At 44.2% G+C, this 24537-nt stretch carries 22 protein-coding genes; 8 read left to right on the top strand and 14 right to left on the bottom strand.

Annotation, left to right across the window (positions count from 1 at the left end; translation table 11 throughout):
* Positions 1-566 precede the first annotated feature (566 nt).
* The 3 genes from F6K53_RS31005 to F6K53_RS30995 form a co-directional block, all read right to left on the bottom strand.
* The gene (locus tag F6K53_RS31005) at positions 567-1607 is read right to left on the bottom strand and encodes an adenylate/guanylate cyclase domain-containing protein (RefSeq protein ID WP_293071558.1); all 1041 of its coding nucleotides are present in this window, start codon (positions 1605-1607) and stop codon (positions 567-569) included.
* Positions 1608-2446: 839 nt separating this feature from the next.
* Positions 2447-3088, bottom strand: a complete 642-nt coding sequence (locus tag F6K53_RS31000) for a DUF3120 domain-containing protein (protein WP_293022980.1) — start codon at positions 3086-3088, stop codon at positions 2447-2449.
* Positions 3089-3327: 239 nt separating this feature from the next.
* Positions 3328-3501: a hypothetical protein gene (locus F6K53_RS30995; RefSeq protein WP_293071546.1), complete on the bottom strand. Its 174-nt coding sequence runs from the start codon at positions 3499-3501 to the stop codon at positions 3328-3330.
* Between the two features lie 105 nt (positions 3502-3606).
* Between F6K53_RS30995 and F6K53_RS30990 the strand changes: the two genes are divergently transcribed.
* From F6K53_RS30990 to F6K53_RS30980, 3 genes are all read left to right on the top strand, one after another.
* Complete coding sequence (locus F6K53_RS30990; protein WP_293037028.1) at positions 3607-3825, top strand: hypothetical protein; 219 nt, start codon at positions 3607-3609, stop codon at positions 3823-3825.
* A gap of 301 nt (positions 3826-4126) precedes the next feature.
* Complete coding sequence (locus F6K53_RS30985) at positions 4127-4963, top strand: undecaprenyl-diphosphate phosphatase (RefSeq protein ID WP_293071559.1); 837 nt, start codon at positions 4127-4129, stop codon at positions 4961-4963.
* A 296-nt stretch (positions 4964-5259) separates the two neighbouring features.
* Positions 5260-6600 carry a TIGR03279 family radical SAM protein gene (locus F6K53_RS30980; protein WP_293071547.1) on the top strand — a complete coding sequence of 447 codons (1341 nt, stop codon included), beginning with the start codon at positions 5260-5262 and terminating at the stop codon, positions 6598-6600.
* On the opposite strand, the gene F6K53_RS30975 is transcribed toward F6K53_RS30980, so the two are convergent.
* On the bottom strand, positions 6551-6739 hold the full coding sequence (locus tag F6K53_RS30975) for a hypothetical protein (RefSeq protein WP_293071548.1): 189 nt from the start codon (positions 6737-6739) through the stop codon (positions 6551-6553). The two genes, F6K53_RS30980 and F6K53_RS30975, sit on opposite strands and share 50 nt — an antisense overlap.
* A gap of 432 nt (positions 6740-7171) precedes the next feature.
* On the opposite strand from F6K53_RS30975, the gene F6K53_RS30970 reads away from it, so the two are divergent.
* The gene (locus F6K53_RS30970; protein WP_070392913.1) at positions 7172-7426 is read left to right on the top strand and encodes a hypothetical protein; all 255 of its coding nucleotides are present in this window, start codon (positions 7172-7174) and stop codon (positions 7424-7426) included.
* A gap of 107 nt (positions 7427-7533) precedes the next feature.
* Here F6K53_RS30970 and F6K53_RS30965 read toward each other — a convergent pair whose 3' ends face one another.
* Positions 7534-7710 carry a hypothetical protein gene (locus F6K53_RS30965; RefSeq protein ID WP_293071549.1) on the bottom strand — a complete coding sequence of 59 codons (177 nt, stop codon included), beginning with the start codon at positions 7708-7710 and terminating at the stop codon, positions 7534-7536.
* A gap of 315 nt (positions 7711-8025) precedes the next feature.
* Between F6K53_RS30965 and F6K53_RS30960 the strand changes: the two genes are divergently transcribed.
* The gene (locus F6K53_RS30960; protein ID WP_293071550.1) at positions 8026-8421 is read left to right on the top strand and encodes a metalloregulator ArsR/SmtB family transcription factor; all 396 of its coding nucleotides are present in this window, start codon (positions 8026-8028) and stop codon (positions 8419-8421) included.
* Here F6K53_RS30960 and F6K53_RS30955 read toward each other — a convergent pair whose 3' ends face one another.
* Positions 8422-8601: a hypothetical protein gene (locus F6K53_RS30955; RefSeq protein ID WP_293071551.1), complete on the bottom strand. Its 180-nt coding sequence runs from the start codon at positions 8599-8601 to the stop codon at positions 8422-8424.
* A 119-nt stretch (positions 8602-8720) separates the two neighbouring features.
* Here F6K53_RS30955 and F6K53_RS30950 point away from each other — a divergent pair, with 119 nt between their 5' ends.
* Positions 8721-10811: a heavy metal translocating P-type ATPase gene (locus tag F6K53_RS30950; RefSeq protein ID WP_293083304.1), complete on the top strand. Its 2091-nt coding sequence runs from the start codon at positions 8721-8723 to the stop codon at positions 10809-10811.
* A 301-nt stretch (positions 10812-11112) separates the two neighbouring features.
* On the opposite strand, the gene F6K53_RS30945 is transcribed toward F6K53_RS30950, so the two are convergent.
* On the bottom strand, positions 11113-11430 hold the full coding sequence (locus tag F6K53_RS30945) for a hypothetical protein (RefSeq protein WP_293071553.1): 318 nt from the start codon (positions 11428-11430) through the stop codon (positions 11113-11115).
* A 140-nt stretch (positions 11431-11570) separates the two neighbouring features.
* On the opposite strand from F6K53_RS30945, the gene F6K53_RS30940 reads away from it, so the two are divergent.
* A complete protein-coding gene (locus tag F6K53_RS30940) occupies positions 11571-11714 on the top strand; it encodes a hypothetical protein (protein ID WP_293071554.1) in 144 nt (47 codons plus the stop codon).
* Here F6K53_RS30940 and F6K53_RS30935 read toward each other — a convergent pair.
* The 5 genes from F6K53_RS30935 to F6K53_RS30915 all read right to left on the bottom strand — a co-directional run bounded on the left by F6K53_RS30935 (position 11711) and on the right by F6K53_RS30915 (position 21658).
* Entirely contained in the window at positions 11711-12067 is a 357-nt protein-coding gene (locus F6K53_RS30935; RefSeq protein ID WP_293071555.1) for an antitoxin family protein, read from the bottom strand. The genes F6K53_RS30940 and F6K53_RS30935 overlap by 4 nt on opposite strands.
* 202 nt (positions 12068-12269) lie before the next feature.
* Positions 12270-12938 (bottom strand): adenylate kinase, encoded by a 669-nt coding sequence (locus F6K53_RS30930; protein ID WP_293083301.1) that lies wholly within the window; start codon positions 12936-12938, stop codon positions 12270-12272.
* 147 nt (positions 12939-13085) lie between these two features.
* Positions 13086-19253, bottom strand: a complete 6168-nt coding sequence (locus F6K53_RS30925) for a tetratricopeptide repeat protein (RefSeq protein ID WP_293083298.1) — start codon at positions 19251-19253, stop codon at positions 13086-13088.
* A gap of 391 nt (positions 19254-19644) precedes the next feature.
* Positions 19645-20220 (bottom strand): Uma2 family endonuclease, encoded by a 576-nt coding sequence (locus F6K53_RS30920; RefSeq protein WP_293072640.1) that lies wholly within the window; start codon positions 20218-20220, stop codon positions 19645-19647.
* Positions 20221-20335: 115 nt separating this feature from the next.
* Complete coding sequence (locus tag F6K53_RS30915) at positions 20336-21658, bottom strand: P-loop NTPase fold protein (RefSeq protein WP_293072642.1); 1323 nt, start codon at positions 21656-21658, stop codon at positions 20336-20338.
* A 279-nt stretch (positions 21659-21937) separates the two neighbouring features.
* Here F6K53_RS30915 and F6K53_RS30910 point away from each other — a divergent pair, with 279 nt between their 5' ends.
* Positions 21938-22888, top strand: coding sequence for an Rpn family recombination-promoting nuclease/putative transposase (locus tag F6K53_RS30910; protein WP_293062303.1), 951 nt, complete (start codon positions 21938-21940; stop codon positions 22886-22888).
* Positions 22889-22928: 40 nt separating this feature from the next.
* Here the strand turns inward: F6K53_RS30910 and F6K53_RS30905 are convergent, their stop codons facing one another.
* Complete coding sequence (locus tag F6K53_RS30905; RefSeq protein ID WP_143727844.1) at positions 22929-23345, bottom strand: transposase; 417 nt, start codon at positions 23343-23345, stop codon at positions 22929-22931.
* A 205-nt stretch (positions 23346-23550) separates the two neighbouring features.
* Positions 23551-23928 carry a hypothetical protein gene (locus F6K53_RS30900; protein WP_293062300.1) on the bottom strand — a complete coding sequence of 126 codons (378 nt, stop codon included), beginning with the start codon at positions 23926-23928 and terminating at the stop codon, positions 23551-23553.
* Positions 23929-24537: the final 609 nt, after the last annotated feature.

Here is a 24537-nt window from a genome sequence, read left to right as displayed (position 1 = left end):
CGGTTGCTCGTAACTTTGCACTCAATATCTATCGCTCTAATCACTTCTCAAATATGGCCCAGGCAGAGCGACGGTGCAAGTTTGGACTAGACACACTCAAGCGCATTTTTAGAATGAAATAGCCCTGAGACATAGGTAGGAAAGTATTTTATGATGTAGAGCTTTCACAACGAGTGATCGATAATTTTTCTCTAGGCGCTTATGTCAGAAATTTCACCACTACCAATGTGGGGCTTGAAAGTCGAGTTTCAGACTTTAACTATGGCGCTATCTTGAGGTACCATTCAGATAATGGTATATTTATAGATTCTAAACTAGGTACCGGTGACCAGGGATTTGATGCTAGAGTCCAAGCAGGGGCTCAGTTCAAGTTTTAATAGTTAGGGATTAATTTTTAAGGTTGCAGGTTAGCAGGTTGAAGGTTAAAGGTTGAATATTGAATTCTCAATTCTCAATTCTCAATTCTCAATTCTCAATTCTCAATTCTCAATTCTCAATTCTCAATTCTCAATTATACTAACCGTTACCGAAATGAGTGATACTTTAGCAATACCTTGTAATAAAGCTTATTCAATAATTGGTAGAGTAGAGTTAACTCGCAAGAAATTTTCTAAATCTCCATAGGTTCCAGCGTAGGTAATAGTGGAATTATCATAACCTTTGAGATTTACAGTGTGTTGCTTGAAGTTAAGCTCAGACTTTCCGATTTTAGAAACGTAACGGTATGTATCCTCCCCTAGGGCAATATCTAGACCAAGTTCCTTGGTGGCAGATTCGAGGCGAAAAGCGGCAATTACAGTATCCCCAATAGCAGTGTATTCTGGGCGATCGCCACTACCAGTGGTGTTACCAACAATCGCCATTCCTGTGTTGATTCCAGTACCAATTCGCAGTGGGAAGGGCAGAGGATATTCATTAGACAGATTGGTAGTCATTTTGTTGAGGTCATTGACTGCTTGCAAAATACTCATGGCTTCTTGATCACTGACCCCTTCAGAGCCATGAAACCAAATCGCCATAATCGCGTCACCGATGTATTTATCTACCCAACTGCCACACCTTTTCAGAATTTCTCCAGACTCCCGGAACCAACTACCAATTGCCACTGAGAGGCTGGTTTCATCTAACTGGTGGGTGAGTACGGTGAAGTTCCGGATGTCCACCACCATCACAGAAATCAGGCGGCGCACGTGCAATATTGAGGTTTGGGTATCTTTATGTATAGGTTCGGATGGTTCAGTTTTATGAGCCTTGGGTGGGCAATAAAACTCCAATTCTGTCTGACCAAAGGTAAGATGATCGCCATTGCGCAAGGTCACCGGAATACTGACTCTGCGTCCATTGACAAATGTACCGTTACGGCTGCCTAAATCAATAAGATAGAAATCACCGTTTTCGGTACACTGCAACATCGCATGGTTTCTGGAAATCCAGCGATCTGAAAGTACAAAATTGTTATCATAACTACGACCGACGGTCCAGCAATTACTACCAACTAATGGCATATACTGATCGTCAGAGCCGGTAGGCATAAGTAGGTAAGGGGTGGATCGCAAAGTCACCACAGATATAGGAGCAACAACAGGGTTAATTGAGACGTTGATCATTGCATCAATTTTCCAAGATTTCCCCTGATCAGGGAAGGATAGCGCAGAAGTTGGAGAAACAATAGCAGCCATAAGTTACTAACCAATTACTGCTAATCGAGCTTGAGTTTGCTGCTGTCAATGACCCAGCAAGACTCAGAAGCTGACCCTAGTAGATGGATTCAAAGGATGATCAAGTCATTTCGGAATGACAACGCTCAAAACTAACCTAACCTAATTTGACACTCCCCGCTAATCGCGAGACGGGGATTCCTAGATCTACGACCGGCCTTAAACCTCCGTGTCCAAATGGCAATATCTAAACCGAAATCCCGTCAAGACTAAGATTTTAGTTCAGTTCACGAAAGACCCAGCGGGCTAGTCTCCTTAGGCGTTTAGTTACTTTTTGAGAAGTGTCTTATAGAGTTCGTTGCTTCCCTGTTTCACCTGGTTTCGGCGTGCCCCGCCGTACCGTTGTTTTCTCAAAGTGTTTTTGCTGGGTTCACACACCAATTGTTAGTTGATGGTTGGGTTTTTAAGGAGGATTTTCCCTGCCCTCCGGGCATTACTTCTTTTAGGTCAAGCAGTGGCGGGTTTCTCTCCCGGTTGCGCCAAGGCCAAAGGCCACGCGGGGCGCGTTCGGTTTCTCAGCCTGTACCCATATCTAAATAATACTCTACGCGAGGTATTGTCAATCCTTTTTGGCAAAATTGTGTCTAGGCTAAAAGCGCGCAGCGAGCCTACATCCGGTGGTTTAAAAACGCGGGGTTTTGGCTTGTGGGAGTTCCCATAAATAAATAAATGACGAAGGCTTCCGAAGAAGCCCACACTGTACCCTTTAGGGTTAGTGTCTGGAGTGATCATGCTAGGTTAGCTGCCAACCAAAAAAGACTATCTACCACGATTGTACTCAACACCGCTCCACTAAACGTCCACCAATGGGGCTGTTCTTTTGTCAATGACCAAAGACCAACTATTCCTAGCGTAGCAACCAAAACCACTGCCCAGCTAATTCCCCAAGGGGTTTGGACTTGTGCGATCGCATTTTGAAAGATTGGTTTTGCCAGGACTGGCTCTACTACCATCACCTGACGCCAGTAAGTAATTAGATTCGTCAAGTAGAAATAGATGTCGGTCATGGCTGTACCGAATAACGAACCCAAGTAAAATAGATTTCCTACCTTTCCCCAACCCCGCCACAATCCCCACAGAGCGAATGGTAGACCAATCGCTTCTACGGGTAAATGCCATAGAGGTTCAGTGCGCAACCAACCCCAATATAGTGAACCAGCCAGCCAACTCCAGCTAAATCCCAACAGCAAGTCACCCCAGACTTGGGTTGATGGACGTTGGAGCAGTTTTACCCCCAGCCACACCCAAGCGAAGGTGATGACTAAACTCAACAGTGGGAAAAGGCGCACTAGGGGAGCTTGAAAGAACACTGGTACAGAAACCAAGAAAGAGGCGGCAGCAAATAATAGCCATCCTTGAGGATTACTCACTCCCCTAGGGGGGATCGATAGAAGCAGTTGCCCTGACTGATGGGAATTCCTTGGGGCTCTAGCAGAAAACCAAGTATTTTTCAACAAAATTTTGTTACTTATCGTTAATTATCTTTATTGAACTTAATATATCATTACCAATATCCCCCCTGGGGGCATATTGGTAATAGTACTGAAATGTGGTGGTTGATGGCAAGGGTAGAAATATTTAATTTTTCAATTGGGTGAAGTACAAATTTTTAGGGAGTAGGGAGTAGGGAATAGGGAATAGGGAATAGGGAATAGGGAATAGGGAATAGGGAATAGGGAATAGGGAACAGGGAGTAGGGAGTAGGGAGTAGGGAGTAGGGAGTAGGGAGTAGGGAGTAGGGAGTAGGGAGTAGGGAATAGGGAAAAAATTTTTTGTACCTCATGATTATGATAATTGCCATCTAAAATCTGAAGGATGAACTCAAAAATTTATGGAAAATTAAGATTTCCTTAGCCTGGGTGGTGCGCTACCGGTAGGGCCAGGGCTATTGCTAGACTTTTTTACCGATTCCCTAGGTCAAGCGCACCGCTCCCGACTCCCGATTCCCGATTCCCGATTCCCGATTCCCGATTCCCGATTCCCGACTCCCGATTCCCGACTCCCGATTCCCGATTCCCGATTCCCGATTCCCGATTCCCGATTCCCGATTCCCGATTCCCGATTCCCGATTCCCGATTCCCGAGAAGGATTAAATATTAAGGTTTAAGGATTAAGGATCAATACGACATGGAATTGGGATACGATAAAGAGTTTGCTAAGTATCCAGATTCCCTTGGCGATTGTTGGTAACTTATGCCAGAATACCGATTGAATTAAGGCTGGCTGATTCAGCTGGAGCAACCTCAATAGGGGAAAGAATGGTCTTATCAAAACGTCAATTTATCAATTTTTCTATCATTGCTGTCCTTAGCGCCTGCCTTACCTTCCCCTTGAAGGTTCTCGCCACAACTCCTGCCCCAGATGTCTTATCCTCAACCAGTACCACTGCTACAATTACTACGCCCCACATGACTATTTTTCAGGCTGTGGTGCTGGGTTTTGTACAGGGGTTCACGGAATTCCTGCCCATCAGTAGTACCGCTCATTTAAAAGTGGTACCTGTGGCCTTAGGCTGGGGTGATCCAGGGGTTGCGTTTACGGCTGTGATTCAACTAGGCTCCATTGCGGCGGTAGTGTGGTACTTCTGGGGAGACTTGGCTAAAGTCACTACTGGCGCATTCAAAGCTATCCGTACATCCGATTACCAATCCCAAGACTTCCAGATGGCCCTGGGAATTGCCTTGGGCACCCTACCCATTGTCTTCTTTGGACTGCTGATTAAAATCTTTATCCCTGATTATGATAATTCTCCGATACGGAGTACCATGTCAATCGCCTATGTCTCGATTGTGATGGGTTTGTTGATGGGTGTTTCTGAAGTCGTGGGTAAGCGTAAGCGTAACTTTGAGGATTTAGGTCTCCAGGATGGGATTGGGATGGGCTTGGCTCAGGCGTTGGCTTTAATGCCTGGTGTCTCCCGGTCTGGCTCGACTCTCACTGCTGGTTTATTCATGGGTTTGGAACGAGCAACCGCAGCACGGTTTTCCTTTTTGTTGGGCATCCCCGCCATTACCTTAGCTGGTTTAGTGGAGTTAGTCGGTTTGCTCAAAGATGGCATTGGGGATGCTGGCGCAATGTCACTGATTGTAGGGGTGATTTCATCAGCAGTATTTTCTTACGTAGCGATCGCATGGATGATCAGCTATCTCAAAAAACAAGGTGTCTGGATATTCGTCTGGTATCGGTTATTGTTTGGGATAGCAATTTTAGGTGCTATTATAACTGGGGTTTTACAAAATAGTTAGCGATCGCAAGTGTCGGAAGATGGGAAGATAGGGAGATGGGGAGATGGGGAGATAGGGAGATAGGGAGATAGGGAGATGAGGAGATGGGGAGATAGGGAGAATTATTCCAGCAATTATTGTATATTTTGATATATATTTATTTGGAAGAGATTCTACGCAATGAAATTAACTACTTGCCCCAATATTTAAAAACCTACCCTTGTGAGCTCCCCACTCTTCCCCCTGTTCCCTGTTCCCTGTTCCCTGTTCCCTAAAACCAACGACTTTGTGCCTCACCCAATTGAAAACTGCTATCAATGAGTCAAAGCTCGATTCATCCAGTATTAATCACAAAGGTTCTTCCCAACTCCATTGCTGCTGAGGTTGGATTTGAACCAGGGGATTCTATTGTTGCGATTAATGGTAGCCATCCCCGTGATTTGATTGATTATCAATTCCTGTGTGCGGATGAAATTCTAGAACTGGAAGTGCTGGATGGGGCGGGTAAGACTCATGTGATCGAAATTGAGAAAGACTATGATGACGATTTAGGGCTGGAATTCGAGACAGCGTTATTTGATGGTTTGATTCAGTGCAATAATCGTTGCCCATTTTGCTTTATCGACCAACAACCACCAGGTAAGCGCCAAAGCCTTTATTTCAAAGATGATGACTATCGGCTTAGTTTCCTCTATGGCTCTTACCTAACCCTGACTAATCTGAAGCAAACGGAGTGGGATCGGATCGAACGGATGCGTCTATCTCCTCTTTATGTTTCGGTTCATGCTACTGAACCGGATGTGCGCATACGGTTACTGAAAAATCCTCGGGCTGGGCTAATTTTAGAGCAGTTAAGGTGGTTTCAGGAGCGACGGCTGCAAATTCATGCCCAGGTAGTGGTGTGTCCTGGAATTAATGATGGCATTCACTTAGAACGTACTCTGTTAGATTTAGCTCAATTCTATACCGGTGATCTGCCCGCAGTCGCTTCAACGGCAGTAGTACCGGTGGGATTGACTCGGTTTCGACCCCAGGAGGATGAACTAATTAGTGTTACTGGGGAGAAAGCTAGGGAAGTGATTGCTCAGGTTCAAAGGCTTCAGGAGAAATTTAAGCACCAGTTGGGGTCTACCTTTGCTTGGTTGGCAGATGAGTGGTTTTTGATTGCTAGAGAAGAGTTACCTCCAGAATCGGATTACGGAGACTACCCTCAAATTGGGAATGGTGTTGGTTCGATTCGGTTGTTCCTGAAACAATTCCAAACTGCTGCTACTCAACGGTTACCTAAGGGTCTAGAAATCCCCCGACGGGGGACTTGGGTAGTGGGTAATGCGGTGGAAAAAGCGTTTGAACCTGTGGTAGAGCGGTTCAATGCTGTGCCAGGATTGGAGATTAGGATGGTGGCGTTATCTAGTGATTACTGGGGTCAGGAGATAACGGTTACTGGCTTGCTGACTGGACAAGATTTACTGAAGGGATTAAAAGGAAAAGATTTAGGAGAAATGATTCTGTTACCTGGGTTGATGCTTAAGCATGGTGATACCCGGTTTCTGGATGATATGACTGTAGCAGAAGTGGCTGATCAGCTCAATACTCCAATTATTCCTGTTAATGGTGTTGAGGAATTGATCGATGGGGCTCTTGGGAATAGGGAGTAGGGAGTAGGGAGTAGGGAATCGGGAATCGGGAATCGGGAATTGGGAATCGGGAATCGGGAGTAGGGAATCGGGAATCGGGAATCGGGAGTAGGGAATCGGGAATCGGGAATCGGGAAAAAATTCTGTTTACCTGATTCATAGGAGAACCGCTAGATCAGTTTTGCGATCGCAAATAGTTTAGGAATCAGTAATCAGTAATTATTAATCAGTAATTACAGCGGTTTTTAGCCTAATGAGGTACACAGGATTTTTTACCTTTTCTTTCTTCTGACTTTACTGCTCCGAAGTCCCTGCTCCCTGCTCCCTATAAACCAAAAAAAATGTACCTTACTAGCTTAAAACCCGCTATATTAATCAGTAATTATTAATAATTATAGCACTATTCCCGATTCCCGATTCCCGATTCCCGATTCCCTTTTTCAACTACTCCTTAAAAAAATCACACTCCATTCCATTCCCGTACATTTTATTTAAAATACCTTCCCAAAAAAAAATTTAGAAAAACCCTTGACAAATTAATTTATAATCATTATGATTATACTATGCAAACAACAAGCAAAAGGTGACCAACATGGATTCCGAATTTCGCCCAAACCCTGAAAATAACCCTGAGGATATAACTCCTAGTAATAATCCTCAGGAATCTTCTCCAAAAAAATACCCTGTTAAGCACATTCTCAAGGGCTCCCGCAAGGCTATCATTAACACGATGCATGCCCTCTATGCACTGCGTTACGCCGAAATTTCTGAGTGGAGTCCTCTACAACCGACGGGCATTCCTGGAGAATTTATTACGATGATGACCAAGTACATAATTCTGGGTTAACGGATTAACTTTCTGGGGGGCTTTGCCCCCTGGCAAAATCATCGATTCTGCTCCCATGGGAGCAGGTCCCGATAGGGTTGAAAACGGAATCACATAAGGTCAATTTCCTAGCCGTGGATGGTATTTCTGCGGCTATTTTTTTTTGTTAAGAAGGGAGTAGGGAATCGGGAATCGGGAATCGGAAATCGGGAATCGGGAATCGGGAATCGGAACCCACCCCTAACCACTCCCAGGAGGGGAAGGGGAATCGGGAATCGGTAATTGGGAATAGCGATGCGCTGCATCAAGAGGTGCGACTTGTGGCGAATTAAATTCTTATACTAAGTTGCGGTCAAAGGTACAACTTTCTCTTCCGCCAATCTCCCCATCTCCCCATCTCCCCATCTCCCCATCTCCCCATCTCCCCATCTCCCCATCTCCCCATCTCCCCATCTCCCCATCTCCCTATCCAACTAATCTACTCTCTTTGAATGCAACTCGGTATTAATGGGTCAAGGGCACCTAACAGGGAATCAACCTAAAATAAAACTGTACCTCATAACTGCGAGAAACGCTATAGTATCATAGATCTAGAGATTAAATAATAAATATAATTCATCATGGCTGATTCTAGTTCTTTAAATAAACCAACTGTCTACTCTTCTGATGCTCCAAGCTGTGATGATTCCGTAGTTCATCTAGATAATGTGTGGCAGGTCCAGAGTAAGGTTATAGCAACGGAAAAAGCGCAACAGATGGCAGAGTTTTTTAGCGTTCTTTCCGACCCTCATCGGCTAAAGTTGCTTTCAGCCCTCGCACAGCAAGAGCTTTGTGTCTGCGACTTAGCAGCGATAGTAAAAATGGGGGAATCGGCAGTATCTCATCAGCTACGAGTATTGCGATCGCAAAAGCTAGTAAAATATCGCCGTCAAGGTCGCAACGTTTACTACAGTCTTGCCGATGAACATATTGTGACTTTATATCGAGAAGTAGCTCAACACCTTGATCAAAGTTGATTATTGAGCAGAGATATAGCAATTATAAGACTTGTGAGGTACAAATATCTGGGTTTTAGGGAGCAGGGAGCAGGGAGCAGGGAGCAGGCAATAGGCAAGAGGCAATAGGCAATAGGCAAGAGGCAATAGGCAATAGGCAATAGGCAATAGGCAAGAGGGAAAAAATATTGTGTACCTCATATTAATAAAAAAATGCTGTCAATAATTTATTTGGCACAGCTACTTACTATATAATTTGAATAATCTTTTGTCTGAATAGTCTTTCAGATATTCAGGAGATTTTCACAGTAGGTATTGCTATGGCACAACTCCATCATCATCAAGACTGCTGCAACTCTGGACATTGCATTGAAGCTGTTGCTGAGGTGACAACCCATGATCACTGCTGCGGGAACAGTCAAGAAAAGGAGGTGACAACCCATGATCACTGTTGCGGCAACAGTCAAGAAAAGGAGGTCACAACCCATGATGACTGCTGCGGGAACAGTCAAGGAAAGAATGAATTTAACTTGTGGCGCGAGTTAAGAGCGGTCGCGATCGCTACTCCTCTTTTGTTAATCGGACTGATTTTTCAAGATAGTTTAGATCAGACTCCTTTTGGCATAGCTGAATATGCCGTCTTGATTCCTGCTTACTTACTTTGTGGTTGGGGAGTGCTAACCACTGCGGGGCGAAATATCCTGCGGGGTCGGATTTTTGACGAAAACTTTTTGATGACCATTGCCACCATAGGCGCGATCGCTATTCACGAACTACCGGAAGCAGTGGGGGTGATGTTGTTTTACCAGGTGGGGGAATTGGTACAGGGGTCTGCGGTGGGGCGATCGCGTCGTTCGATTCGAGCCTTGCTGGAAGTGCGTCCCGATACTGCTAATTTGCTAGTTAACGGCGAGATCAAAACCGTTGCCCCTGATCAAGTTGCTGTTGGGGAAATGATTCGGGTACGCCCTGGGGAGAAAGTTCCCCTGGACGGTGAGATTATTCAGGGAAGTTCCCAACTTGATACGTCTGCCCTCACAGGAGAATCAGTGCCCCGTACCGTTGTAACAGGAGATCTGGTGTTAGCAGGGATGATTAACCAGTCTGGAGGGCTAACCATTCGCGTTACTAAGCCCTTTGAAGAGTCTTCTATTGCCAGAATTTTGGACTTGGTGGAAAACGCCAGAAGCAAAAAAGCCGACACAGAAAAGTTTATTACTCGCTTTGCCCGCTACTATACACCCGTTGTAGTTTTTCTTTCCCTAGCAATTGCCCTGTTACCACCTTTGCTAATTTCGGGAGCAAGCGCAAGTACCTGGACTTATCGAGCCTTGGTGCTGTTGGTGATTTCCTGTCCCTGTGGATTGGTCATTAGTATTCCTCTGGGCTATTTTGGCGGTATTGGAGGGGCAGCCAAGCGCGGTATTTTGATTAAAGGTTCTACGTTTTTAGATGCCTTAACTCAGGTGAAAACCGTCGTCTTTGATAAAACTGGCACCCTTACTAAAGGAAACTTTCGAGTCACTGATATTATTACCCACAATGGTTTGAGTCAAGAGCAATTACTAGAATTAGCTGCTCATGTAGAATCTGGGTCAAATCATCCCGTCGCCCAATCGATTCGACAAGCTCATGGCAAACCGATTGACAGTTCTAAGGTTGAAAATTATCAAGAAATTGCGGGGCACGGTATTCTCGCCCAAATTGATGGAAAAGTTGTGATCGCAGGAAACGATCGCTTACTCCATCGAGAGGGGATTTCCCATCATGTCTGTGTGGCTGATAGTACAGTAGCTCACTTAGCGGTGGATGGTGAATACAGTGGACGTATCTTAATTGCCGATGAAGTCAAAGAAGATGCCATCAATGCCATCCAAGCACTGCACCAACAGCAGATTAAAACTGTGATGCTGACAGGAGACAGTCAAACCATAGCTAATACTATCGCTCGAAGGCTAGGGATAGATGATTTTGAAGCCGAACTCTTACCAGAGGATAAGGTGAATGCTTTAGAGAAGATTCTTACAGCAGTAAACCAAACTAACCATAAAACCGCATTTGTGGGAGATGGCATCAACGACGCACCAGTAATTGCTCGTGCTGATGTGGGCATAGCTATGGGGGGATTAGGCTCAGATGCTGCTATCGAAACCGCCGACGTGGTAATTATGACCGATGCTCCCTCTAAAGTAGCAGATGCGATCGCGATCGCTCGCCGAACCCTCCGTATTGTTTGGCAAAATATTATTATTGCTTTGGGAGTGAAAGTCGTCTTTATTGCCCTGGGTGCGATGGGGGTAGCAACTCTCTGGGAAGCTGTATTTGCTGATATGGGAGTGGCTCTGTTGGCGATTCTTAATGCTAGTCGGGTATTGCAGATAAGGGAGCAGGGAGCAGGGAGTAGGGAGTAGGGAGTAGGCAATAGGTAAGATGGTAAAAATTTTGTGTACCTCATTAAAATAAAAACCGCTATAGAAGATTAAATGATATAACGGTGAAGTTAGTTGGTGCGACATTGATTACTCAAAAGTACTAATCTATAGCAATTCTGTTTCCCATGAGGTACAAAGGGATCCCCCTAAATCCCCCTTAAAAAGGGGGACTTTGAAGTTGATAATTTTACCTCATACATGCAATCAACGCTATACATTACTGACCAGTCTTCGAGGGTTAAACCTATGACACGCTCAAAGTCTTTTGGATTACGTGTGATTAGGGTTGCTCTGCCAGGTGCCCCATCTCTTGATCGATTTCTTGCCGATAGGCAGCAATTTCAGCCTGTAGATTGTCAAAAGTCGGGTCATCCTTAAAGCATCCAAATTTATCCAGCCAAGGATTTCCTGTCTTCCCTAGTAGGGGAATGTCAACTTCAACTACTTCAACCTGATTCGTTAGATAGTCAAGTAGTTGAGCTTTAAGCTGATTGATAGCAGCATCACGGCTATTTTCTACAACCATGACTTCCGGCCATTCTTTGGCACGAGCAATATATTTATCTTTTTCTCTACTGAGGATAACTTCATAAATCATGACCTCATCTCCTGCTCATATTAAGTCGCTATTTCAATTTTAGCTGAGGGGGTAACAACAAGGCTATTAGCGATTCTTAAGGCCAGTAAGTTATTGCAAATAAGGGAGAATTGAAGATGTATATAGCGTTTCTAGGACTCATGAGGTACACAGAATTATTTGACTATTGGCTCTTGCCTCTTCTGTCTTACCTGCTCCCTGCTCCCTGCTCCCTGCTCCCTAAAACCCAGATATTTGTACCTCACAAGTCGTATAATTGCTATATAAATTATTTAAGCTTTTAACTATGTTCATGGAACATATCTCGTGTAAACTTAGGAGAATCAGAAGGAATAGGGTTTTGTTGCATTCGCTCAACAAGTAACCTTAAAAAATCTTGTCTAGCCTCAATATCGGTAATCTTAGGAGGAATGACTTGAGGTGATTGAACCACAAGCTCAACTTCAACACCTTCAGGTAAATCACAGGCTGTTTGAAGGATAAATGTGCCACTATGGTAAATTGCTTTCAATATTTGAGCCATGGGAAACGCTCCATCATAAGAGTTAGGGGTGGATTGGTTAGTTAAGTAGTCGGACAAACGTAAAATTAACTGTTGAAATAGGGAACAGGGAGCAGCGATGCAGGTTCCGCACACAGACCCAAAACCATGAGCAACTGCATCAAGAAGTGAAGTTTATAGCGTTTATGGTAGCTATGAGGTACACATTATTTTTTCCCTCTTACCTCTTATATCTTACCTCTTACCTGCTCCGAAGTCCCTACTCCCTGCTCCCTAAAAACCAGAAATTTGTACCTCATAAGTCGTAGAATTGCTATATACAAAGGTAATCATTCAGCTAACCTTCAAATTCTGTAACCATAGTTTGCAAAAAATGCTTTACCTCTTGGGGCGATCGCAAATGGTAAACCTGCTTTGTTGCTTTAGCCGCTTCCACATAAGTCCGGTATTTGGGGGTTAGCTTTTTATGACACAGCCAGACCGTGTTATAGGAATTCAGTGTGCCTTTTACTAGGGGACTATTTTCAGGCCAGCCTTCCGGTGGCACCCAAAGACTTTTAGCAAATCGCTTTGTGACCCACCAGTAATGTCGCAGCACAGCCATATCGAGATAGACCAGGGTATCGGCTACATCTAGCCGTTGCCACACCGTATCGAGTGAGACAAATCCATCAACGATCCATTGCTCCTGTTGCAAGAGCTGATCATGGGCGGCTTTAAACTCGGCATGGGGCACCTCAGCACCGCCCGGTCTATATTTCATGGAATCGAGGTGTACCAGGGGTAATCCAGTTATTTCGGCTAAACGTTTGCTTAGGGTCGATTTGCCGCCGCCAGCATTGCCAAATACTGCAACTCTCTTCATGGTTAGGGAGTAGGGAGTAGGGAGTAGGGAGTAGGGAGTAGGGAGCAGGGAGCAGGGAGCAGGGAACAGGGAGCAGGGAGCAGGGAGCAGGGAAGTCGGAAGTCGGAAGTCGGAAGTCGGAAGTCGGAAAAAGAGAAACAATGTGTACCTGATAGTTATGCAAACCGCCGTAGTACTGAAATAGTCAAATATTATTACTACTCCCGATTCCCGATTCCCGATTCCCGATTCCCGATTCCCGATTCCCGATTCCCGATTCCCTGTTCCCGATTCCCTACTCCCTACTCCCTACTCCCTACTCCCTACTCTTTTTAACTGTTCCTCCAATTCTATCACTTTTACCTGAATATCTAAGCTCCGGTAAAGTTCTAAACTTTCAGTAAAAAATTGGTAAGCCATGGCTTTAGCATTCGCTTGATTACCCTCAACACGACGCAAGTAAATTTCCCCTAAGAGCTGGCGAGCAGAAGCTTGTAGTTTTCGACGGTTGTAGTCTAGGAAAACTTGTAGGGATTCCAGGGCTAACGCTTCCGATCGGTCAAGGTTTTCTAAGACATTAACCTCTAGGTAAGCCCGGGAGATATCTAGAATTTCTTCAGCCCTATCGACAATTGCTCCAAGTTCTGAAAGTAACCTTAAGCCCATGGCGTAGTTGGTTTCAAATTGCTCAATCTGTTCCGGTAGAGTAGGGTGGTTGGACGGTAATCGGCGCAAGCGTTCTGAATACAGTAAGCCAAGAGCGGTATAGTTGTAGGCTAGGTTGGCTTTGTAGTCGTTGGCTTTACTAATTTCGATGGCTTGACCAATACTTTGCTCCCCTTGGCTGAGTAAGTCGAGGGCTTGGGTTGTGTCTGGAGTATTTCTGGCTAGGAGGCGTTGGCTGTTACCAATTTTTCGATACCGATTCGCAATGTTTTCATTTTGACCCAGTTGTTGATGGAGATTTAGACTTTGCTGGTAATAGTCAATGGCTTTGGTGTAATCACCTAATTCTCGATAACAATCAGCTAGCCAACGCCACGAATCGGCGACATCTTTTTGTAAATCCAACTGCTGATAAAGGCCACGGCTTTGTTGGTGGTATGCGATCGCATCGGAATACTTACCCCAAGCTTGATAGATTCTACCGAGCTGACAGTAGGCTAATGCTATCCACGGTTGGTGATAAAGCTGCTGACTGATAGCTAAGTCTTGGAGTTGACAATCCACAGCTTCTTGATATCTGCCCGATTCTCGATAACAATCAGCTAGCCAATACCACTGAGTGGCTACATCCTTCTGTTTATCCAACTGGTCAAAGAGTTCAAGGCTTTCTTGGTAGTATGCGATTGCTTGATCATACTTACCCCAATCTTCATATATTCTACCAAGTTGATAGTAGGCATCAGCAATATTTTTTTGGTCATCAAGCTGCTGACGCATGGCTAAGTCTTTGAGTTCACAATCGACAGCTGGCTGATATTTTCCCCAGTCTCGATAACAAGCAGCCAGCCGATACCACGAATCGGCGACATCTTTGTGTTTATCCAACTGGTGATAAAGGTCACGGCTTTGTTGGTGGTATGCGATCGCTTGATCATACTTACCCCAAGCTTCATAAATGTAACCTAGATTAAAGTAGGCACTTGCTACACCTGTTTGGTGATCAAGCTGCTGACGGATAGCTAAGGTTTTGACTTGACAATCCACAGCTTGCTGATATTTGCCCCAGTTTCGATAACAATCAGCTAGATTATACCACTGATTGGCGACATTATTTTGTAAATCCAACTGGTCATAGAGTTCAAGGCTTTGTTGGTAGTATGCGATCGCTTCATTATACTTACCCCAATCTTGATAGATTCTACCAAGTTGATAGTAGGCATTTGCTATCGTTGGTTTATCATCAATCTGTTGACGTATTTCCAAGTTTTTGAGTTGACAATCGACAGCTTGCTGATATTTGCCCCAGTTTCGATAACAATCACCTAGCCAAGACCACTGATTGGCGACATTCTTTTGTAAATCCAACTGCTGATAAAGGTCACGACTTTGTTGGTAGTATCGAATCGCATCGGAATACTTACCCCAATCTTGATAGATTCTACCAAGTTGATAGTAGGCATCAGCAAGATTTGGTTGGTCATCAAGCTGCTGACGCATGGCTAAGTCTTTGAGTTGACAATCCACCGCTTGCTGATAGTTGCCCGATTCTCGATAACAAACAGCTAGATTATACCACTGATTGGCGACATTATTTTGTAAATCCAACTGGTGATAAAGGTCACGACTTTGTTGGTGGTATTGAATCGCTTGGTCATACTGACCCCAATCTTGATAGATTCTACCAAGTTGATAGTAGGCATCAGCAATATTTTTTTTGTCATCAAGCTGCTGACGTATTTCTAAGTCTTTGAGTTGACAATCAACAGCTTGCTGATATCTGCCCCAGTCTCGATAACAAGCAGCTAGCCAAGACCACTGATTGGCGACATCTTTTTGTAAATCCAACTGCTGATAAAGGTCACGGCTTTGTTGGTAATATGGAATCGCTTGATCATACTTACCCCAAGCTTGATAGATTCTACCAAGCTTAAAGTAGGCAATTGCTAAACGTGGTTGGTCATCAAGCTGCTGACGAATGGTTAAGGTTTTGAGTTGACAATCAACAGCTTGCTGATACCTGCCCCAGTCTCGATAAGAATTAGCTAGCCAAGACCACTGATTGGCGACATTCTTTTGTTTATCCAACTGCTGATATAGGTCACGGCTTTGTTGGTGGTATGCGATTGCTTTATTATATTTGCCCCAATCTTGATAAATTCTACCTAGTTGATAGTAAGCTAATGCTATTGCTGGTGTCTCATCAAGCTGCTGACAAATAGCTAAGGTTTGGAATTGACAATCGACAGCTTGCTGATATTTACCCCAGTTTTTATAACAATCAGCTAGCCAAGAACACTGATTGGCGACATCCTTCTGTTTATCCAACTGGTGATATAGGTCACGGCTTTGTTGGTAGTATGGAATCGCTTCATCATATTTACCCCAAGCTTGATAGATTCTACCAAGTAGAGAGTAAGCTAATGCTCTTTCTGGTGTATCATCAAGCTGTTGACAGATGGCTAAATCTTTGAGTTGACAATCGAGAGCTTGCTGATAATTCTCGGATAGTCGATAAGAAACACCCAGCCAAGACCACAAATCGGCTACATTCTTCTGGTTACCCAACTGCTGATTGATTTCAACGCTGTCTTGGTAGAATGCGATCGCTTTATCATAGTCCTCCTTTTTCCGGTAACAGGTAGCTATTGCCCAAGGAATGTAACCCTTGAGCGGACTATCTGGCTGTTGATTAATCTCCTCTAAAATTTCAATAGCCTGATCATACTTATCCGGGCGGACGTAAGACAATGCTGTTACAAATTCTATGGCTTGTTGACTTGCCTGATCCCAAATCGAATCTTTTGTGATTGCTTCCAGAGCTGGGGTCATCTCTTCCCCTAGCTCTGACACCAAATCGATCAGATTATCAAATAGCTTAGGCTCTGCCTGGTTAACTAGCTGTTTAACAAATTCATTTACATTACTAACTAAGGTTTCTCGTGTTTGACCACAAGCTACGTATAAACTTCCTAACTGAGTCTTTACCCATCTCTCTTCATTTAGGTTTAAATTATTAGCTGCTGCTTGTAGACACCTAATCACGTCATCCTTTTGATTAAACCTTTCAATATCCCGTAACCTGCTCAACAATTCCTTAATCGTTTCATCTTCAAAGTCTTCATCTAACCCCAAGTAAGTCCAGACTAACTGCTGAATTACCCTGGCTCGAATCTTGCTGTTGACATCAACATCAGCTAAAACTTTACCGGCAAACAGTAAATCCTGCAATAGCGATGGTGACTCCTGATATGAAACGGTTGAATCCTCCCCTAAGACTGGCCAAACTAAAACCACATCCTTTGATGATGTTTTTCTAATCTTAATTTCCCCATGGTCAATCCTAGGCTGATAGTCATCTAAGGGTTTAAAAAATCCTTGAACTAACTTATTAATCCGTCTGGGATTCTCACTCCCCAAATACCCTAAGGCTAACAAAATTGGTTCATCCCAACGGGCTTCATATCGATGGGAATTAATAATATCGAGAATATCACTAACATCATTATCAGCAATATACCGAGCGGCAAAATACTCCTCAAAGGTCAGATGCATAAACCCATAACTACCAGGGGCACGTTCCACAAACAAACCGGTTGTTTCCCTGACCCTGCGCAAAAAATCATTAATTTGCCACTGCACACTCTCGGAATCCGGGTCTTCATCATTCAACTCCCCATGGATTTGGGCTAGTTTTTCCCTAACCTCTGGTTCACTGACTAATCCGGAGGGTTTCTGTTCATGCATCCAGTCAGCCAAGGGAGCCAACAGTGCCATCACCTGACTTTCTTTGAGCACTACAGTCTCAACACCAGGCAATTTTTTGCTCAATTGCCAATCTTCGGTCAAGGTCTGGACCGCTAATTCATAGAGTTTTACCCGTTGATTGGGCAAGCGAGAGCCATTGCGGTGAATTAATGCCAAAATCGTTAACAATAAGGGATTGCCAGTCATACGCTTGACTCCCTCACTGGCTGCGATCGCCTCCTTCAGTTCCCGACTTTGATGATCCGCTTCCTGCTGCCAATAGTGCTGACTAGCATCGGGCCTTTGAGCTTTCTCTACCGCTAGACACCATCGGTCCAAAAACCGCTCCACCTGTTCTGGTTCCATTTCAGTAATGGTGAAATGGGAAAAGCGTTGGCTTAATTTAACCTCCCGATAGCCAGCAATCCGGCTAGTAATCACAAACTTGTTATTGGGGAATTGATTAACAAACTCTTCAATTTGGTTAACTATCTGTTGGCGTATTTCCTGATTAAACACTTCATCCAAGCCATCCAACAGCACCAGACACATCCCACTATAAAGTTTGTGACGCAAATTATCAAAAATGGTTGTAGTATTATCCGATCTACAAAGTTGACTTGGTTGTGCCCCCCTAGGGCGTGTCTTCAAACTCGGAGATCCCCCTAAATCCCCCTTAAAAAAGGGGGACTTTGAGAATGGCTCCCCCTTCCGCGCGGGGGGCTGGGGGGGATCATAATCTTGCGGAAAACTTTGAAAACACGCCCTAACCCCCCAATCTTGGGGGGAAATGCGATCAAAGTCCCCCAGAATTGGGGGATTTAGGGGGCTATTGCTCAGTTCGTTACCAGTCTGATTTGTAAATTCAGTTTGCCACTGCTGAGAGAATTCCCTAAGAAACTGTTGCAAGCTCAAGTCGGATTGGGTTGCCAGCCGTTCCGCATAATCAGCAATCCGAAAGAACACCGGTAAGCGAGTTTGCCCCAAATTCTCTTTAGCCTCCCCTGCGAGTACCGTTTCCTGGTTATCCCGTTGAGCGGTAGCAAAATGGAGCGCTAGATATTTCAGAAGGGTGGTTTTCCCAGCACCAGGGTCTCCCAAAATCACGCTATACTGACTATCCTGTATGGCTTTGGCTAAATCAACCTTTTCCGGAATAGTTTTAGTACTGCTAGAGATATCGATATCCTGAGTTATCCTTTCCAACTGATCTACCCGAATCGAAGGGCTAGGGCGTGTCTTCAAACTCGGAGATCCCCCTAAATCCCCCTTAAAAAAGGGGGACTTTGAGTATGGCTCCCCCCTTAATAAGGGGGGCTGGGGGGGATCATAATCTTGCGGAAAACTTTGAAAACACGTCCTAGATAAATTAGCTTTAGATAAATGCCTAGCATCGGAGGTATCAACCACCAGCTTCTGACGTTCAGCCTTGAGGGAAATATAGACCTGATCCAGAAAAATATCGACTTGGCGCTGCACCTGCATCACGCCACTAAACTTGAGATAAGAATTCTGGGCAATTAACCACTCCAGATAGGGATAGAATAACGGTTCCAGGGGGGGATGGGTTTGAAATTCCACAATCTGCTCCCGCCAATCCCAGAAATCTGGAGCCCGGAGGCGAAACTCATCCAAAAATTGGGGTTTATTGAGCCAAAACATCAATACCATGTCTCGCTCAAACAGGGATTCTCTACCGACATTCAGTCGTTTTAACTCATTGATGCGACGAGGTGTGTCCAACTGCTCAATCCCGAAGGCCATGATCAGAGGACGACTGGGAGCAGGAGTGTTGACAGTCGTCTCTTGATCGAGGGGATTAAGACGGTAGAGAAAATTAATTAAAGACTCGTCACTATAGAAACAGTTGCGAAGCTGAAACCCTTGGTCACTCAAGGCTTCTTGATTAACAACAGATTTAAACTGCTCCACCACTGGATGGTTGGGACCACTTTCGGGAGCAATGGCAAAAATAATGGTGGTGCCACTAGATAGTGCCAGAGTGCTGACTAAGCTATCCAGCTCATTATGGTCAGCGGGAGTCAATGGATCAGGGGCTGTTTTCATGGGTGAGTATTGAGTGAGAGAGGGAAGATGGGGAGATGGGGAGATGGGGAGATGGGGAGATGGGGAGATGGGGAGATGGGGAGATGGGGAGATGGGGAGTGTGGGATAGAGGATTAGTATTCACAAAAATCGTTAATTTATTGGATTTATGAGGTTGAGAAGAGTACCTCATAATATAGCAATTCTACGACTTGTGAGGTACAAATATCTGGTTTTTAGGGAGCAGGGAGCAGGGAGCAGGGAGCAGGTAAGAGAGAAAAAGCAAAAGCCAATAGTCAAACAGTTATGTGTACCTCATGAGTCCTAGAAACGCTATAGATGCAAGAAACGCTATCAATTCTCAATTCTCAATTCTCAATTCTCAATTCTCAATTCCCTATTACCATCGCGACTACTCAGAAATTGCCTTTCTGAAAAACCTCATTGCCTCAACTGTAGACGCCATTACTACAGACCTAGTTAACAACTCCATATCTAGGTCTGGTAACACCTCTGAGGTATAAATTCGTTCGTAACCGTCTGCTCTGAGATGATGTAAGGTAAATAGACCATCTTCCCAGAACCAGACTTCAGGTACACCCAACTCCCGATAGCGATTGAGTTTGGAGAGATTACCACTGGTAAAAACCACTTCGATAGATAAGTCTGGAATTTTCTTTGGCTTTCCGATACAATAAGACTCATCCGCTTGTGCTGAGGCTACCCCTGGTTTTTCTTGGGTAAAGCTTCCTGTAGGGGTGAACTCAATTCCCTTTTCTTCAAAGTAGATAGCTAACAGAATCCCGATCAAGCGGCTAAAGGTTTCGTGGTCTTGAGAAACTGCCAAGATTTCTACTTCTCCTCCGTAGTAGAATAACCGTATTCCTGGTGAATCGACAAAGCTCTGTTCCAGTAATTTGAATTGTTGCCAATTCATCCCAGAGTGAATCAGCCGTTGGTCTTTTGGTTTTGAAAGTGTCTGTGTCATTGCTTCTATTCCCGATTACCCATGCCCTTCCCCCCTTTTTCAGGCCAGGGCTGTTTCATTCTAACAAAACCCAAAGCCTAGACCATCAGCTGATAGCTGAATGCTTACCTGAAACCTAAGAGCTGACAGCTGAATTCTGACTCCCTTGCCACTGTTCCAAGTCTTCAATAATAATCGGATGCACATCAAACCAGGTATCGTCACCGTAATACCCTAAGACATACTTATTTTGTAAAAGTTCATCACAAATGACAAATTCACCTTGCTTGGGCAAATGATGGGTATTGGTAGTTAAGCGACCAGTTTGGTGAACAGTAGCCAATTCTTTAAAATGATAGTCGTTGATAGTATAGGCTTTGCGTTCTTCTTGAATCGCCTCCTTAGCAATGGTTGTGTCTACATATTCCTTTTTTTTCTTCAGGGCGACCTGACAAGCCCCCCGCGCTAGTCGGATTAAATCCCGGATCACACCACCACTCTTTTCAGATATTAGCTCTAGGGCATCGGGAGTGAATAGATCTGTTTCGTTAATTTTAGCTAATCGTTTGGTAATCACAGACTTCAAGATATCTCGACCAACTTTGTTAGGGGTTGAGGTCGGACCAGAATTGCGATCGCGTAGCGTGGCCGTAGGCCAATCGCATTCAAATACAGGCAAATTATACAAATCCAAAGGTTGGAAGCTTTCCATCGGTTGGCGAAAGCTAGGGGAATATCGTAAGGAAATTGGAATGGTGTAGATGATATGACACTCTAATTCTGTCAGGAGCGGGCTAGCAAACATTTCCAAAGCGGTTCTCAAATCATGGCGATCGAGACCATCTACAATGACTAATAATTTTTGCTTGCGGTCTTTCTCAGCAGCTTTGATAATATCGTTAACTCGATCAATGATGTCACTAACAGCAGGGCGAATGTTAAGGGTTTTAGTCATATCCCGAGTTAATCCCCGTTTTAGAATTAACCCCAATTTTTTCAAAACCTCTGGTAATTCTAACTGTTCAGTATCTGTTTCTTTATCTTGATAAATTACTGTTGTTAGGCTATTTTCTAAATCATCCAGTAAGCGCTGATCCCGATTTGACCACCAGCCTGGTTTAATGGCTTGGCGACAAACCTCCATTCCAATCAACACCACCACCTCAGCATAACCAATGTTATAGCGGTCGAGAGCTGTTGCCGTATCAACCCAGATCACCGCATAATTTTCTGCTAGCTCCTGTTCAATTCGTCGCAATTCCGTTGTTTTTCCACTGCCCCGATGACCAGCTAATAAAAACTTAGCTGGCTGGTCTTCCATTACCAGAGTAGCGATTAAATTTTCTACTGGACTATCCTCTCGCTGGATATAAAAATCTTTCATTTCCTCTGGTGTGGTCAGGGGTTGCTCTGGGTTAAAGAGTTGGTAAGCTGGTTTCCAATAGTTGGGATTGCTCATGGTTAAGGGGAATAGGGAGTAGGGAGTAGGGAGTAGGGAGTAGGGAGTAGGGAATAGGGAACAGGGAACAGGGAACAGGGAATAAAATTTAGATTTAGATCATAACTATAATATTAAGCAGTCAGCGGTCAGCGGTCAGCGGTCAGCGGTCAGCGGTTAGTCGTCAGTTGTCAGTTGTCAGTTGTCAGCCTAATGCTTACAATAAAAATTGTGCGCATTAGCTGATAGCTGATAGCTTACGACTGACCGCTGATAGCTTACGATTCCCCTAGCACTATCATGGTCTATTATCTCAAAGATAAGTATATTATTTTACTTACGGCTTTTGGCTTTAAGCGTGTTTTTGGTACGGAAGAAAATAAAGCACTACTTATTGATTTTTTAAATACCCTTTTACCACCTCATCATGAAATTGAAGATGTTACCTTCAAGAATACAGACAAGGTAATTTTTGAAATCTACTGTCAAGCCAAAACTGGGGAAGGCTTTATTGTTCTACTTCAAAAAGCAAAACAAAACTTCTTTAAAGATAGAAGTGTTTACTATTCCACATTTCCAATCCAAGAACAAGCGCAAAAAGGCGATTGGGATTATCAGTTAAAGGCGGTTTATACTGTCGGTGTCTTAGATTTTGTTTTTGACAACCATAAAGATGATGAGACAATCCTACATACTGTGGAGCTAAAAAATCAGGATTGTCAGGTGTTTTATGACAAACTCAAATTCCTGTATATTGAATTACCCAAATTTACCAAAACCCTAGACCAGTTAGAAACACATTTTGATAAATGGCTGTTTGTCCTTAAAAATCTATCAGAATTACAGAATCGCCCTCAACCTTTCCAAGAGTCGGTCTTCAATCAACTGTTTGACGTGGCAGAAATTGCGAATTTTTCTCGCACTGAACAGGATAACTACCAAAACAGTCTCAAATATTACCGCGACATGAATAATATTGTCGAGACTTCTAGACAAGAAGGGTTGCTACAAGGTCGAGAAGAAGGTTTACAAGAAGGTAGAGAAGAAGGGCTAAAACAAGGTCGAGAAGAAGGAGCACAACGAGAACGAGCACTGATTCTCCGTCTGCTATCCCGTAGCTTAGGAGAAATACCGAGTGAACTGCAACAGCAAATTCTTCAACTATCACTGGACCAGTTGGAAGGGTTGAGTGAAGCCTGCTTAGATTTCTCGAATCTTGATGATTTAAGGGTTTGGTTGAATGAAACTTAAGAGTAATACAGCGGTTTTTAATTCGGTCAGGTACAAATTTCTAGGTTTTAGGGAGCAGGGACTTCGGAGCAGGGAATAGGGGATGAAAAGGGAGATTAGCTACCAGAAGTAAGCCAAGAATAAAATGCCCATCCTTGGGAAGGTAATTAGGAATCCTAACTTTTTCCTGGTAGCCTCCACTAGATTTAAGCTTGATCAAACCAAAGAAAGATTTAAAGGATCTATCGACAATCTTTAGGGTTTGTTGAGCAATATCCGTCGGTAATAACTTGTAATTCTCATTCTCTTTCGAGTGATAATAGTTGCTCTCGTATCGTAGATGCTTTCGTTCCTGAAAAAAGTACTGACGGACATTATAGAGTCCCACATTGAACATATTTTTGCTCAAGTGACACATCTGCCTGAGAGCTTTGATCTGCTGCTTGTCTAAACGAAGATTATTAACTTGAGTTAGCATCCAGTATTCCCGCTACTGAAACTAGTATTTTAGCGGAAATGTCTAAGACACGCAACAGATCCAATCTCCAATTCCCAAGGGGCTGTGTGCGGAACCTGCGTCCGCACTTTATACGCCCCGTCTCCCGCGCTTCATGCGCGGGTATAACGGGAGTCCCCTTGGAGTTGAAAGATGGTTAATTTGAATCCTCAAAAGTTGCAGTTAACTACCGATAGTCATGATAAAAAATCCCATCATGTCTGCGCCTGGGAGAATAAATTCTGACTCCCCTACGGTTACGATAGTAGATTTCATCGTCCCTGCGCTTGGGAGAATAGACTCGCCCGCGCCCACGCCTAGGAGAATAGATTCGCACCCGCCCACGCCTAGGAGAATAGATTCGCACCCGCCCACGCCCACGCCCACGCCTGGGATAATAGATGCGCCGATGCCTGCGGTGTGAACGATGCCTGTGTTTACGCCCGAATGAAGAGATGACAACGTCTAGGTTACTATCTCCAACAACGATGCGACTTTCAGCGTTAACTGGAGCTACAGGCACTAGAGCCATCAGTCCTGTGAGAAGCACAATTGAGAATTTCATCTTGCTAACGTCTTGTGGAAGAGCAATGCTATTTAAGCTAGCGATAGATTAGGTAAAAGCGTCAGCTATCAGCTAAAGGGGTTTAGTCAGGTTTGTGACACCTTTTTAGTCGGGTGTTTTTGTCGAACTAAAGATCCATGCTTGATAGCTGATAACTGATCGCTAAATACTTACACAGATAGACGAGATAAACGTAGCTTACCTTAATGAATGTTCCCATACCCCCCTCTCTGGTGGTATTTTTATGCGATCGCTCTTAGCGGAAGCTTCGCTTCATCGCGAAGCGGTTCCAAAGGAACATAAGCATTCAGCTATCAGTTATCAGCTATCAGCTAGCAGGCGCTTTAACTGAACGGGGTCGGATGAGTAAAACGAGCACAGATTTTCAACCAGTCGCACCAGCACCGTAAACTGTTTTCTTACCTCCCGTTGATTAGCTGACGGCTGACAGCTGATTGCTGAATGCTTACGATTACTGACCACTAGGGCGTGTTTTCAAAGTTTTCCGCAAGATTATGATCCCCCCCAGCCCCCCTTAAAAAAGGCAGGGCTGTTTCAAACTTTAGTAAGTTAACGATTATTGGAGATAGGGGGATAGGGGGATAGGGG

The organism is Moorena sp. SIO4A1 (genome assembly GCF_010672065.1).
Taxonomy (GTDB): Bacteria; Cyanobacteriota; Cyanobacteriia; order Cyanobacteriales; family Coleofasciculaceae; genus Moorena.
Note: the sequence above shows the minus strand (reverse complement) of the source record. Positions and strands in the feature narration are given on the sequence as shown.